Source organism: Longimonas halophila, assembly GCF_002554705.1.
In the GTDB taxonomy this organism is placed as follows: Bacteria; Bacteroidota; Rhodothermia; order Rhodothermales; family Salinibacteraceae; genus Longimonas; species Longimonas halophila.
The window spans coordinates 1-12,238 of the sequence record NZ_PDEP01000013.1 but is presented as its reverse complement, the minus strand read 5'-3'; the positions used below and the strand labels follow the sequence as shown (position 1 = coordinate 12,238).

Annotated in this window: 15 protein-coding genes and 1 pseudogene; 15 read left to right on the top strand and 1 reads right to left on the bottom strand. The window is 56.7% G+C overall.

Going from position 1 to position 12,238, the window contains the following annotated elements:
• Positions 1–45: 45 nt before the first annotated feature.
• From hisS to CRI93_RS12385, 15 genes are all read left to right on the top strand, one after another.
• Positions 46–1,344: a histidine--tRNA ligase gene (hisS, locus tag CRI93_RS12455; RefSeq protein ID WP_098062971.1), complete on the top strand. Its 1,299-nt coding sequence runs from the start codon at positions 46–48 to the stop codon at positions 1,342–1,344.
• Positions 1,345–1,377: 33 nt separating this feature from the next.
• Positions 1,378–2,271, top strand: a complete 894-nt coding sequence (locus tag CRI93_RS12450) for a prolipoprotein diacylglyceryl transferase (protein WP_098062970.1) — start codon at positions 1,378–1,380, stop codon at positions 2,269–2,271.
• A 66-nt stretch (positions 2,272–2,337) separates the two neighbouring features.
• Complete coding sequence (locus CRI93_RS12445; RefSeq protein WP_098062969.1) at positions 2,338–3,570, top strand: endonuclease/exonuclease/phosphatase family protein; 1,233 nt, start codon at positions 2,338–2,340, stop codon at positions 3,568–3,570.
• A gap of 248 nt (positions 3,571–3,818) precedes the next feature.
• Positions 3,819–4,247: a secondary thiamine-phosphate synthase enzyme YjbQ gene (locus CRI93_RS12440; protein ID WP_098062968.1), complete on the top strand. Its 429-nt coding sequence runs from the start codon at positions 3,819–3,821 to the stop codon at positions 4,245–4,247.
• 246 nt (positions 4,248–4,493) lie between these two features.
• Positions 4,494–5,033: a hypothetical protein gene (locus tag CRI93_RS12435; RefSeq protein WP_098062967.1), complete on the top strand. Its 540-nt coding sequence runs from the start codon at positions 4,494–4,496 to the stop codon at positions 5,031–5,033.
• 147 nt (positions 5,034–5,180) lie between these two features.
• Positions 5,181–5,825, top strand: a complete 645-nt coding sequence (locus CRI93_RS12430) for a hypothetical protein (RefSeq protein WP_098062966.1) — start codon at positions 5,181–5,183, stop codon at positions 5,823–5,825.
• Positions 5,826–6,664: 839 nt separating this feature from the next.
• On the top strand, positions 6,665–6,985 hold the full coding sequence (locus CRI93_RS12425; RefSeq protein ID WP_098062965.1) for a hypothetical protein: 321 nt from the start codon (positions 6,665–6,667) through the stop codon (positions 6,983–6,985).
• A 199-nt stretch (positions 6,986–7,184) separates the two neighbouring features.
• Entirely contained in the window at positions 7,185–7,484 is a 300-nt protein-coding gene (locus CRI93_RS12420) for a hypothetical protein (RefSeq protein ID WP_098062964.1), read from the top strand.
• Between the two features lie 297 nt (positions 7,485–7,781).
• A complete protein-coding gene (locus CRI93_RS12415; protein WP_098062963.1) occupies positions 7,782–8,537 on the top strand; it encodes a TIR domain-containing protein in 756 nt (251 codons plus the stop codon).
• A gap of 152 nt (positions 8,538–8,689) precedes the next feature.
• Positions 8,690–9,076 (top strand): RidA family protein, encoded by a 387-nt coding sequence (locus CRI93_RS12410; RefSeq protein WP_098063032.1) that lies wholly within the window; start codon positions 8,690–8,692, stop codon positions 9,074–9,076.
• Positions 9,077–9,175: 99 nt separating this feature from the next.
• Positions 9,176–9,595: an ester cyclase gene (locus CRI93_RS12405; protein WP_098062962.1), complete on the top strand. Its 420-nt coding sequence runs from the start codon at positions 9,176–9,178 to the stop codon at positions 9,593–9,595.
• Positions 9,596–9,749: 154 nt separating this feature from the next.
• On the top strand, positions 9,750–10,517 hold the full coding sequence (locus CRI93_RS12400) for a hypothetical protein (protein ID WP_141491701.1): 768 nt from the start codon (positions 9,750–9,752) through the stop codon (positions 10,515–10,517).
• Between the two features lie 157 nt (positions 10,518–10,674).
• Complete coding sequence (locus tag CRI93_RS12395) at positions 10,675–11,148, top strand: hypothetical protein (RefSeq protein WP_098062960.1); 474 nt, start codon at positions 10,675–10,677, stop codon at positions 11,146–11,148.
• A gap of 208 nt (positions 11,149–11,356) precedes the next feature.
• Positions 11,357–11,578 carry a DUF433 domain-containing protein gene (locus CRI93_RS12390; protein ID WP_098062959.1) on the top strand — a complete coding sequence of 74 codons (222 nt, stop codon included), beginning with the start codon at positions 11,357–11,359 and terminating at the stop codon, positions 11,576–11,578.
• Complete coding sequence (locus CRI93_RS12385; RefSeq protein ID WP_217992542.1) at positions 11,575–11,874, top strand: DUF5615 family PIN-like protein; 300 nt, start codon at positions 11,575–11,577, stop codon at positions 11,872–11,874. Before CRI93_RS12390 ends, CRI93_RS12385 begins: the two co-directional genes overlap by 4 nt.
• Before the next feature lie 245 nt (positions 11,875–12,119).
• Here CRI93_RS12385 and CRI93_RS15700 read toward each other — a convergent pair.
• Positions 12,120–12,238, bottom strand: a pseudogene (locus CRI93_RS15700) (IS982 family transposase); the annotation flags it as partial.

Sequence of the window (12,238 nt, the reverse complement as noted above, 5' to 3'; positions counted from 1 at the left end):
GCTCCGCTACATTCTTGTTCGTTTCCGAATCTTCCGTTTTCTCCTGTGAGCACTTTTCAGCACATTAAAGGCACCTTCGACATCCTGCCCGATGCGTACACCATCGGCGACACGCGCATTGCAGCCTCGCACGAGTGGCGGCATGTTGAAACGGTGCTACACGAGGTGATGACCCGCCACAACCTGGAGGAGATTCGCACGCCTATGCTGGAACCCACCGAGCTGGTGGCGCGCGGCGTGGGCGAGCACACCGACATTGTGAGCAAAGAGATGTTCGCCTTTGAGCGGCGCGGCACCCACTACGTGCTGCGTCCCGAAATCACGGCTCCCGTTACGCGCGCCTTCCTGGAACACCACCTGGAGCAGCGCGGCGGCGTCCAGAAACTGTTCTACATCGGGCCGTGCTTCCGCGCCGAACAGCCACAGAAAGGGCGCTACCGGCAGTTCCACCAGTTCGGTGTCGAAATCATCGGGGCCAGCGACCCGCGGGCGGATGCGGAGACCATCGCCACCATGATTGCGGTGTACCGGGCGTTTGGACTCACCGGCGCTCGCCTGCGCATCAACACGCTCGGCGAACCGGAGCACCGCGCTGCCTTCCGCGATGCGCTCGTCGATTACCTCACTCCGTATAAGGACGAACTCTCAGAAACGAGCCAGCGCCGCCTCGACACGAATCCGCTCCGCATCCTCGACACCAAGGTCGAACACGAGCGCGCTCTGCTCAACGATGCGCCCACCCTGCTTGATCATGTGGATGCCGAAGCCCTTGCGCACTACGACGCCGTAAAGCAACTCCTGAAGAGCCTCGACATTGCGTTCGAAGAGGATCCGATGCTCGTGCGCGGGCTTGATTATTACTCGCACACCGCCTTCGAGCTGGAGCACGACGCGCTCGGTGCACAGAGTGCCCTGGCAGGAGGCGGACGCTATGACGGCCTCGCCCCGGCCCTCGGCCACGACGGTCCGCTGCCTGCGTGCGGATTTGCCGCGGGCATGGAGCGGCTCTTCCTCGCGCTTGATGCGATCGACTACGACTACCCCGCCCCCGAAACGCCCCGTGTGTTCTTCGCGGCCCTGGGCGAAGACGCCGAAGCCTGGGTCTTCAAAACGGTACACGACCTGCGCCAGCAGGGCATTCACGCCGCCCACGATCTGAAAGGCCGCTCGCTGAAAGCCCAGATGCGCGAGGCCAACCGCCAGGACGCTCCGTACACCGTCATCATTGGCGGCAACGAACTGGCCGACGGCTCTGCCCAGGTCAAAACCATGGCCACCGGCGAGCAGACCGCCGTGTCGTTCGACGACCTGGCCGACTACCTGTCGACCCCGCCTGCTGCGTAACCCCGCAATTGTGTCTCCAACGCCTCTGCCGGTATGTACCCTCGCCTCAGCGACATCTTTGCTGATCTGTTCGGGATCCAACTCCCGTTCCCCATCTACTCGTTTGGCGCCATGGTCGCCGTGGCGGTGCTCTTTGCCATCTGGCTGACCGGACGCGAAATCGATCGCCTGTACAACACAGGCATCATCCCCGGCGTGCAGATGCCTCAGGAAGGGCGACGCCGTAGCAAAGAAGTCTCCCCGTCGGTCCTGCTCGGCACCATCGCGATTATCGTGGTCGTGGCGGGCATCGTAGGAGCAAAGATCTTCCACATCCTCGAAAACCTGGACCGCTTCTGGCTGGATCCGAGTGGAATGCTCTTCGCCACAGGCGGACTCACCTTCTACGGCGGATTCATCGTGGCGGGCGTGGCCATTGTGTGGTACCTGCGCCGCTACGACCTGCCGCCGGCCCGCTTCGCCGACGCCGGCGCGCCGGGCATCATGGCGGCCTACGGTATCGGGCGCATTGGCTGCCACCTGGCGGGCGATGGCGACTGGGGCATTGCTGCCGACCTTGCGGCCAAGCCCGACTGGCTCCCGATGTGGCTCTGGGCCGAGACGTATCCGAACGCGATCATTGGTGCGCCGCCCGAGCCGGTACATCCCACCCCGCTCTACGAACTGGCCATGGCCAGCGTGCTCGCTGCCGTGCTGTGGATGCTGCGTAAGCATCCGTTCCAAGCCGGGTGGCTGTTCTCGCTCTACCTTGTGTTCAGCGGCGCTGAGCGGCTGCTTATCGAGCAGATTCGCGTGAATGTGGAGTTCGACCTGCTCGGCCTCATCGTCACGCAGGCCGAGGTCATCTCCGTCGGCCTCATCCTGCTTGGCTTCGTCGGACTCTGGTACACCAGCGAGCGCACCGAATCCGCCCACGCCACCGCCTAACTGCTTATTCCGCTACGCAGCGGCCCTGCGCCGTTGCTCATTGTAGTCTCTTGGTTCCCATTGTCTATGTGCTCCCCGCTTCGTTTCGCTGGCCTGTGCCTGTTCTGCTTCGGACTGCTCGCCGTGGGCGGCTGCTCCAGTTCGCCCGAGGCACCTGAGCCCATTCGGGTGATGACCTACAACGTCGAAGACATTCGCACCAGCGATCTGAAGCGCGCCGACCATGCCCGCATGCAGCGTGCTGCTGCCATCATTCAGCACCTGCAGCCCGATATCCTGATGCTGCAAGAGATCACCTACGACCAGCCCGGCGACCCCGGCTACGAAGACGGCGACGCCCCCGGACAGAACGCCCGCCGCTTCGCCGAAAACTACCTGGCCACCCCACAGGCCGACTCGCTACAGGCCGTCTCCATGACCGCGTTCATGGCGCCCACTAACACCGGCATCGCCAGCGGACGCGACCTCAACAACGACGGCACTGCCGTCACCACGGTCCCCGACATCCCGCCCGCGCCCTCCGACACCGCCATGCCCCCGCAGAACGACGCCGGACGCGCCTACGGCGGAGATGCCTGGGGCTTTGGCACCTTCCCCGGACAGTACGGCATGGCCTTGCTCGTGCGGAGCGATCTGCACATCCAGACCGATGACGTGCGCACCTTCCGCCTCTTCAAGTGGAGCGACATGCCCGGCGCGCGGCGCCCCACCACGCCCGAAACCGGCCTCTCGTGGTACGACGACGACACCTGGGCCGACATGCGCCTCAGCTCCAAAAGTCACTGGGACGTTCCTGTCATGCTGCCCGATAGCAGCGTGGTGCACATCCTGGCCAGCCACCCCACGCCGCCCGGCTTCGACGGCCCCGAAAACCGCAACGGACTCCGCAACTACGACGAGATTCGCTTCTGGGCCGACTACCTCGACCAGGCGCCCTACATCTACGACGACTCGACCCAGACCGGCGGCCTCTCCAGCGATGCCCACTTCGTACTCATGGGCGACCAAAACGCCGATCCCAATGGCGGCGGCAGCGTTGATGGGGCCATCGAACAGGTGCTCGACCACGTGCGCATCAACGCCGTTACGCCCATGGCCACGCCCGAAGGGCAGCGTGCCTTCCCCGACCTCTCGCCCGGCCACACCGCCGAGTGGGAGCGCCGCGTGGACTACGTGCTGCCCGCCCGCTCGCTCGATGTCGAAGACAGCGGCATCTGGCGTCCACTCGATCCCGGCGCCGTCCGGGCCAGCGACCACTTCCCCGTCTGGATCGACATCCGCCCCCCCGGCACCGAGTAACCACCTTGCCCTAATCTGCTTTTTTCCTGCGTCGAACAGCCCCCGTTCGACGTGCGGCACCTTCCCAGGCCATCTCACATGTAGTCAGAGGTTTAGTCAGGGGAAAACCAGAGGTCGGCGGCTCCGCTTCCATCATCCCGATGCAGCGCGCCCAGTCCGTGCCCCCATGCCCACGCCGTTGGCTCGTTTCGTGTGGGCTCCCGCAGACCCATCGCCCATTCTCATTCCGCATTCACACCAACCGTCGCATGCACTGGACGCAACGCACGCTTACGCTCGACCCGCATCCTCGCGGCGTCCACCTCATCACCGACACCGTGACCGGGGCCGTGCCCGAACTGGAGGCGTGCTCCCAGGGGATGCTGCACGTCTTCATCCAGCACACCTCCGCCTCGCTCGCCCTCAACGAAGCCGCCAGCCCCGACGTGCGCGGCGACCTGGAGCGCCACCTTAACAAGATGGTGCCCGAGGAGCAGCCCCATTACCAGCACACCCTTGAGGGCCCCGACGACATGCCCGCCCACATCAAAGCCGTCCTGATCGGTCCGGGCCTGTGGCTGCCCGTGCAAGACGGCGCGCTGGCGCTGGGCACGTGGCAGGGCCTCTACCTGTGCGAACACCGCAACCAGGGCGGCCCCCGCACGCTCATGCTCACCCTCATGGGCCCGGACGCCTGATCGTTCGTTCCAGTCTGCTCCTTGCGCTTGGACGGACCGTTGGATATACTGCATTCGCATGTTGACACCCGCTTCACGCATCCCAATCCTGTCGCACCGTGTGCTATGTCAACTCAGTTGATATAGCTCCACCCCGCTTTGCACCTAACAGCTGATTTTCTGTCGGTTAGCGGGAATTATGGATGCGTGCTATGTCACGTGTGTTGATATAAGTATAGGTTATACCGCACAAAGAAGCTTTAAACGATGTCTCTTACCTTCGAACCTTGGATTGGTGATAAGTATCGAAACGAAGGACTGAATGGATTGAACCTGCTAATCTTGGGCGAGTCGCATTACGGAGAGGAAGGAACTGAGCGCCCAGGCTTCACACGTCACGTGGTGAGAAAGTGGGGACAAAAGAACAGGCACCGGTTTTTCACCACGACCGCTAAGGCTGTCCTTGGACTTGGCAGCAGTTACATCAGCAACTCGAAGCGCGCGGACTTCTGGGATCGAGTGGCGTTCGCCAACTACATTCAGACGTTTGTCGCAGAAGATGCGGAATCCCGGAAGCGTCCGACAGACGCGATGTGGCAGGAAGCTCAAGAAGCACTTCCTATCACGATTGAGAAGACGTCTCCTGATGCAATTGTCGTTCTCGGAATTGAGGTTGAAAGGCGTCTTCCTGAACTGCCAGATTCACTTCCTCACCACGCGATGAAGCATCCTTCTCAGTATTTCAGATACGAGAAGTGGCAGCCAGAATTGCAGCAATTCCTGCAATCCGTTCATGGTACGGTATAACCCTACGCTGCTGCGGACGAAGGGTGCAGGGGGCTCGGTAGGCCCGACACGGGTGGCGCTTTTCGTGCCTCGTTGGTAGGTTGCTGCCCGCCTTCGCCGCAGAGCTTTGCCGTTATGCCGCATCAGCCTCACACGAAAATCAGAGCTATGAGTTGGTGGATTTGGATTCTCCTAATTGTTGGTGCTCTCGTTGCATGGTACTTCTACCGGAGATCCGACAAGATGCCGTTGCTCGAAGCGACAATTAGCTCGCCGGATGGATTACGATACAAGGTCACATTTGAGCAAAAGCATCCAGGTATGAAGTCCGTTGAGCACGTCCGAATGATTCTTTGCTTTGCAGCGAAGATGCTGCACATAATCGATCCTAACGACGTAAACCAAACGCACGTGCAAAGGCAACTGCTGGAATCTATCCGGAAGCTCTCTCGCATCGAACTAAATCATCAAACCGATGTCATGGCAGTTTGTAGTCAACCAATTGGCTGCACAAAAGGAGAAGCAGGTTCCGAAGACAAAACGATTGTTGCTACGCTCTACTTTATGAATCCTATGGAGCGTTTTGTCAACACTTCGCTTCCCTACAGGTGGTTCGAGTACCAATTTCTTCACTCGTGGCTTGCGCTCGTTCAGGAGACGTTGCCGAAGTTGGACGAAATGCAGATTGATCGTTTACAGAAGTCGCTGGAACGAATGTCTGAAATGTACTTTGAGGAAAGAGTAGATTACTCGTCGATACAAGCGCTTCGAGAGGTTCCAAACAGATCCTTTGCTGAAGCTGCTATCCGATAAGATGCAGTATAGCCGTTTTAAGAAGGATATTATCAAGTCGGAGCTGATCTTTTCTCATCGGCGCACCATTCCGAAACTGATTTTCTGGCTTTTGTACCTTGGGTCAACCCGGTGCCGCTGAATTGTGTTTTCCTCTTTCATTTGGTCGGCAAGCAGTTTCATGTAAATCGAAACCGAGGTATGCTGTAGTCTGAGTACGATTGTGGACAAATTCAACGGAGAGGCTACTCCCAGAATAGCGCCGCAGGTGTCCTTTTTTCCATGTTACTTGTTATGCCACACAATCACCAGTGTCATGAATAACCGGCGAGGAGTTTGGAATGATTGCTCTTGGCCAGTACCGGTACGCTGGATTGCCTTCGTCCCCGTAGGTTTAGCAGCCACAGTACTTGTTCAAGGACTCATTCGTTTCAGTAATCCCGGCACCGCTTTCTTCGCCGAGTGCTTTGCACGAGCAGCGGAACCATGGGCATTTCTACTGCCAGCATTGTGGGTGTTGCCTCGATTCAATCGCGCCTTCATTTTCTTGATTATCGGACTTTATCTCTTGTTTCAGGGTGTATATGTCGGGTCTATTATCATAAAGCCGGAATACTTTGAGCCTCAGTGGGCAGAAACTATTTTTGCTCTCACTTCCTTCATTTCGGGAGGAGCAGCTGGTTGGTGGGCTCTCCAACAGAATTACGCTGTGCCCCAAAGTGTGGAATAACACAGCGCTGCAGGCGAGCCTGCCGTTTCACTCGCTCTGGTATGGCTAGCGCCTCAATCGCCTCGTTCGTACGTTGAAGCAGTTCGCATCCAGATCGTTATACTGCACTCCACCAGTTGATGTCGTCAGCATGAATTATGACTATCGTGTGGTCACGATCACTGAGGGAGCTATCTCCCACAATTATTTTTCCGTGGGCAGCATTCTGAACTTCTTTCCGAATGACGCAATTGGTGGTGCTAATCGTGGCAAATCCGCTGAGTGGAAAGTCAAAATCTTCTGGGGTGCTGGGAATCCAGTTCGTTCTGATATTGCTGGTGACAAAAAAATTTTCCGCGAGCGTAGCTGGGCGAAAAATTTCTACGACGCTCACAAAATCAGCGATGGCGACAAGGTGGTGATAGAGCGGATTTCGACATACGAGTACCATATTTATCCGAAGCGCGGTTAGCATCCAGTCAAGGTGCGGTATAACCCTACGCTGCTGCGGACGAAGGGCACAGGGATTCTCGGTGTGCCCGAACGGGTGGCGCTTCTGGTGCTTGCTTGATAGGTTACTGATGCCTTCGCCACAGAGCTTTGCCGTTATACGACTTGTTGCGCTCTCCAGTCTACGAGCTCACAACCCTTTCGCAAACTGCTTCAACGCCATGTATCGTATCAACCTACTTGGTCTTTTGTTACTTGCATTGATGGTCATGCTTGCTGGATGCGATCAGAACACAGAGGAAGTGGACTACACTTTTAGCGGTGAAGTCATCGCATTCCCTGACGCCATAGCCGATTACGTAATCAGAGCAGAAGACGGGCAGAGTTATGAACCTGTCGAGCTTGACGAGCGCTACCAGAGGGAGGGTATCCGCGTCCGCGTGGAGGCTGTAGAAGAACCTGCGCTGACGGTTGCTGAAATTGGGCCGACGATACGGATCGTGGCCATCGAGGAGTTGTGAAGGTCTGAAGGCCGTATGGGCATCATGCGTGAACGCCGTTGACATGCAATTGCTGCGGTCGATGCCTCGCCGGGTGCTGCTGGTTCACGCTGCCGGTCCCGAACGGGCGTCTCGTCCTGCGCTCTCGCGTGGGGTCCTGTGCTATGCCCAGTATAACCCTTCGCTGCTGCGGACGAAGGGCACAGGGCTTTTCGGTAGGCCCGAACGGGTGGCGTTTCTGGTGCCGCATTGATAAGTTATTGCCAACCTTCGCCACAGAGCTTTGCCGTTATGCGTACAATTAACCCAAGAAATTAGATGAAACCGCGAATTTTCGTAGGGTCCTCAGCTGAAGGGTTGGATGTGGCATATGCCATACAAACCAACTTAGATCACGATGCCGAGGTAACTGTTTGGAGCCAAGGTGCCTTCGAGCCAAGCAAGTTCACCCTCGAAAGCATCATCGAAATACTTGAAGGCTCTGACTTTGGTGTGTTCGTATTCACACCTGATGATGTGGTGACAATGAGGGGTGAAGAAAAGCAAGCTGTACGCGATAATGTCCTGTTTGAATTGGGAGTCTTTATCGGTCGGCTTGGCCGAGACAGAAGTTTTATCGTAATGCCTAAAGGAAATACGGACCTGCAACTCCCTTCGGATTTGCTCGGTCTGACTCCTCTTCAGTATAACCCAAACAGGCGGGACAAAAACCTTCAGGCTGCTCTTGGTCCTGCATGCAATCGGCTCCGTTCAGTGCTGGACAGTCTCGGTGTTTTGCCTACGCCTGACGAGGTAGAAGAAACAGCTGCAAAAGACCTTAGCGAAGCTGATATCCTTGCACTCCTCCAGTCTTGGATGGGAAGCAGAGACGCTCGTCTTAATACTCGTGCAATCACATATGACGAAGTGGATAAGGAGTTAGGTCTTCCACCTGGCTCAACTCGTAAATATATTGAGAGAGTGGCCAGTAGGTGGGATTATGTGGTAGAGCACAAAGGGGAGCACACAATTCTCTTCAAAGACGCTCCAGACAAATACATTGTGTCTCGAAGAAGCAGATGGGACAGGTTTTAGAGGGACTATGGTACGCATAACAATACGCTGTAGCAGACGCAGGGCTCGGGCGCTCTATCCAGCCGTGGGTGCTGCCGCGTCACGTTTTGCTCCAATTCACAGGTAACGCCTGCGCTGCTAAGCTCGGTCCGTTATACCTCAAGGAGGAGTACATGAGAAAACTGGTAAGTTCAGGCTCACCTCTGGAAGAACCAATTGGGTTTTCCAGAGCATGCAGAGTTGGGAATATGATTTCAGTCTCCGGCACGGCACCCATAAAAAATGGTGAAACCACTTGCGTCGGGGATGTTTATGGGCAGACCAAGTATTGCCTTGAATTGTCCATTCGGGCTATTGAGGAAGCTGGTGGAAAACCGACAGATATAATCAGAACTCGTATCATGCTTACTGACATATCTCGTTGGGAGGAAGCAGCCAAAGCACATGGTGAGCAATTTTCTGAAATAAAGCCTGCATGCACATTTGTTGAAGTGAGTCGCTTCATCAATCCGGACTGGCTCGTAGAGACGGAGATCGATTGTGTCTTGGGGCAAGTATAACAAGTGCAGGCAAGAGACGCTCCTGACGTCGCGCCCCTGCTACAAACGTTATGCCTTCTCGTACTTCTCTCAATCTGCTAATCGACGAGATACCAGATCATGAGTAGCGCGAAGACGGAAGACATCGCCCGCCAGTTCATCCAGGCGTGGAATGCCGGTCATCTGCATGTTGTCGACGAGCTCGCTGCCGACAACCTGACTGTTTCCTACACGCATTTTCCGGAGCCCTTCCACGGGCCCGAGGAGTTCAAGAAGATGCTGTCGCAGACCCACCGGTACTTTCCCGACCTCACCATCGAAATCGATGAGGTGGTGGCAGATGGCGACCAGGCCGTTGTCCACTGGAGGTATCGCGGCACGTTCCAGGAAGGCGAAATGTTTGGGGTGGAGGCGTCGGGTCAGTCGGTCGAGGTGACAGGCATGACGAGGTATCAGGTCGCCGATGGAAAGATTCAGCAGGAGCAGGGGATCGTCGACAACTTCGGACTCATGATGCAGCTCGGGGCCATGCCTACTTGAGAGAACAAGGCATAACCCACCACTGCTGCCGACGAAGGGCTGTGGCCAGATTTCCGCGAAAACGCTTCAGTTGCTGTGTTCGCAACTTTTCGTTGCCCTTCGCGGCAGAGTTCAATCGTTATGTGCCTTCCGTACTGACTTCCAGCATTCGATTATGACTCGAAGCTCCGTTCGGCTTGCTGCAGGTGTGATCTTCACCACCGTGTGGTTGGGGCTTGCTGCTGTGATATGGTTCAATATCCAGTCTGGACCCGTCAAGCTCAGCGTCGTCGGAGACTACGTGGCTGGCATGGTAGCTCCGCTGGCCTTCGTCTGGTTTATCATTGCCTATTTTCAGCAGGGGGAGGAGTTGAAACGCAACACCGAAGCGTTGTCGAAGCAGCAGAAAGAAATGCAGTACCAAGCTGAGTTGCTCGGTGATCAGGCCAGTGCCTTACGTCATGCGGCTGACGCCCTAACTGAGCACGTCCGGCCGTACGTTGTTGCGAGCTTCGAAACGGACGGTGTGTCCATTCATGCTGTGGTAAAGAACTGTGGCGCTCGAGCGGCTCTCAATGTGGAAGTGGAGTTTGATCCGGAGCTTGACAAGATCGGCGATTCACGATTTGAGTACCGCAATGTTCTGCAGCAGTCTTTTATGCCTCCTGGTCGTGAAGTTCGAGGCATGGTGACGACCACGGTTTACAGGCTGGATCAGGAGGAGCCTTCGGTTCGAACGATCGCGACAGTTTCCTATAAAGACGCCGATGGAAAGAAGTACCGGGAATCCTACTCGGTTGGGCTGACACTGATGAAGCATCAAATGATGCAGCCGAAGTCCGTGTCAACGCTCCTGAACGAGATGTCGAAAACGCTGAAAGAGACGAACAAACAGCTTGGTAAACTTCACGATGCCGCCATGAATTTGAATGGGAAGCACTAACCCTGTCACGGCACATAACAAATCGCTGCTGGCGACGAAGGGCCGACGCCGGTTTTCCGAGGTTGGCGTCTCCGGAAGTTTCTTCGTAGATTGGAAGTGCCCTTCACGCCAGAGCTATGACGTTATGCAGAAGCGGAAATAATGCTTGAGGTTCGCCATGAGAAACAGCATCGCTTTGCTCTTCTTATCTGGCGCTTTGCTCCTTGCCTCCTGTGACCTGTTCGGGAGCGAAAATGGAGAGCCGCTTGTGTTTCAAAACGTAGAGGATGCCGAACCGCTCAAAGTTCAGAACGCCCAGACCGCCGTTTTCAAAGGCGAAGCGACTTGGACAACATTCTGGGAGGAGCACGTAACGCAAATCAATGCCGACGGCGAGCAGATTGCCCCGCCGGAGGTCAACTTCGCCGAGAACATGTTGATTGCCGTCTTCTGGGGCGACAATGGCTACGCCGGGTGCTCGTTCTTTGCCGAAGCGATTAAGGGCGTGTCCGCTCAGTCTGACGCGCTGATTGTAGAAATCGGAAAATTGCCAGATCTCGGCCCATGCCGGATGTCGGTGATGCCGCTGCACGTCATCAAAGTAGACAGAACGGAGGCAGCGGTGGTATTCAAGGGGCGCGTGCCGCACTGACCCGCGTAAGGCCTCTGCATAACCCCGGACTGCAGGCGACGAGCCACCTTGCCGTCTTGCTCGCTCCACAGGATAGCGTCTCCCGCGCTTCGTTTGTAAGTTGGAAGTGGATCGCGCCTGAGCTTCGTCGTTATGTAGCTGCGGAAGTATTCTTCGGGTTGATCCGTTAGTTTTTCCAGAGTGATCAGCTACCAACCTGCCTTGAGCCATAGACTGGAAAGAACGAATCACGATCAACCCAAAGCAGTGCGGTGGACGGCCCTGCATCCGCGGGATGCGTATTCGCGTGTTGGACGTGTTGGACTTGTTGACCGCTGGTCTTTCGCGCGAGCAGGTGCTGGAAGAATTGCCCGACCTGGAAGAGAACGACATCGAAGCCGCGCTTCGCTACGCGAGTCGTCGCGTTGATCATCCTGTGTTGGCGGCATGACCAAGATCTGGATCGACGCGCAGCTCTCTCCGGCGCTTGCCGCTTGGATCAACCGCACGTACGATGATATCAACGCCCAATCCGTTCAGGCCGTTGGTTTGCGCGATGCCGAAGACGAGAAGATATTTCAAGCCGTGCGGGACGCGAACGTTATCGTGATGAGCAAGGACAGTGATTTCTTAAACCTGCTCGATCGACACGGTTTACCTCCGAAAGTGATCTGGGTGACATGTGGAAATACCTCCAACCAGCGTGAACGATTCTCAGGCAAACGCTTCTGCCAGCCATGGAGATGATTGAAGGCGGCGAGACCATCGTTGAGAATCGTTGAGATCGGGGGCCTGTATGTGTAGCCCCCACTGAATGGCTGTATAACCATTCCTTGCACCTGACGGGGTCCTGCTGCGTCACGTCTACTTTTCCGAAGAAGGGTGGCGTTGGATGGCGGCGGTGGCCGGTTCTCATCAGGGCTTCCGTGTTTTGGGCAATTGGCACAGGATCTGAGGCCGCTCTGAGACTACACACGCGATTGTAATGCGAATCAGGAGTTGAAGGCGAGCAGGAGCATCGCGGCGGCGAAGCGTCCGAACACATGCACCATCAGCCCCCGGGTCGACCGGACCTTCGAGGCGGCCTGAATGCCGGTTTTTTCTTCAATCC

Coding starts and splice junctions, on each gene's coding strand:
- CRI93_RS12450 (WP_098062970.1), top strand. CDS start 1,378: ATGTACCCTCGCCTCAGCGACATCTTTGCTGATCTGTTCGGGATCCAA.
- CRI93_RS12445 (WP_098062969.1), top strand. CDS start 2,338: ATGTGCTCCCCGCTTCGTTTCGCTGGCCTGTGCCTGTTCTGCTTCGGA.
- CRI93_RS12440 (WP_098062968.1), top strand. CDS start 3,819: ATGCACTGGACGCAACGCACGCTTACGCTCGACCCGCATCCTCGCGGC.
- CRI93_RS12435 (WP_098062967.1), top strand. CDS start 4,494: ATGTCTCTTACCTTCGAACCTTGGATTGGTGATAAGTATCGAAACGAA.
- CRI93_RS12430 (WP_098062966.1), top strand. CDS start 5,181: ATGAGTTGGTGGATTTGGATTCTCCTAATTGTTGGTGCTCTCGTTGCA.
- CRI93_RS12425 (WP_098062965.1), top strand. CDS start 6,665: ATGAATTATGACTATCGTGTGGTCACGATCACTGAGGGAGCTATCTCC.
- CRI93_RS12420 (WP_098062964.1), top strand. CDS start 7,185: ATGTATCGTATCAACCTACTTGGTCTTTTGTTACTTGCATTGATGGTC.
- CRI93_RS12415 (WP_098062963.1), top strand. CDS start 7,782: ATGAAACCGCGAATTTTCGTAGGGTCCTCAGCTGAAGGGTTGGATGTG.
- CRI93_RS12410 (WP_098063032.1), top strand. CDS start 8,690: ATGAGAAAACTGGTAAGTTCAGGCTCACCTCTGGAAGAACCAATTGGG.
- CRI93_RS12405 (WP_098062962.1), top strand. CDS start 9,176: ATGAGTAGCGCGAAGACGGAAGACATCGCCCGCCAGTTCATCCAGGCG.
- CRI93_RS12400 (WP_141491701.1), top strand. CDS start 9,750: ATGACTCGAAGCTCCGTTCGGCTTGCTGCAGGTGTGATCTTCACCACC.
- CRI93_RS12395 (WP_098062960.1), top strand. CDS start 10,675: ATGAGAAACAGCATCGCTTTGCTCTTCTTATCTGGCGCTTTGCTCCTT.
- CRI93_RS12385 (WP_217992542.1), top strand. CDS start 11,575: ATGACCAAGATCTGGATCGACGCGCAGCTCTCTCCGGCGCTTGCCGCT.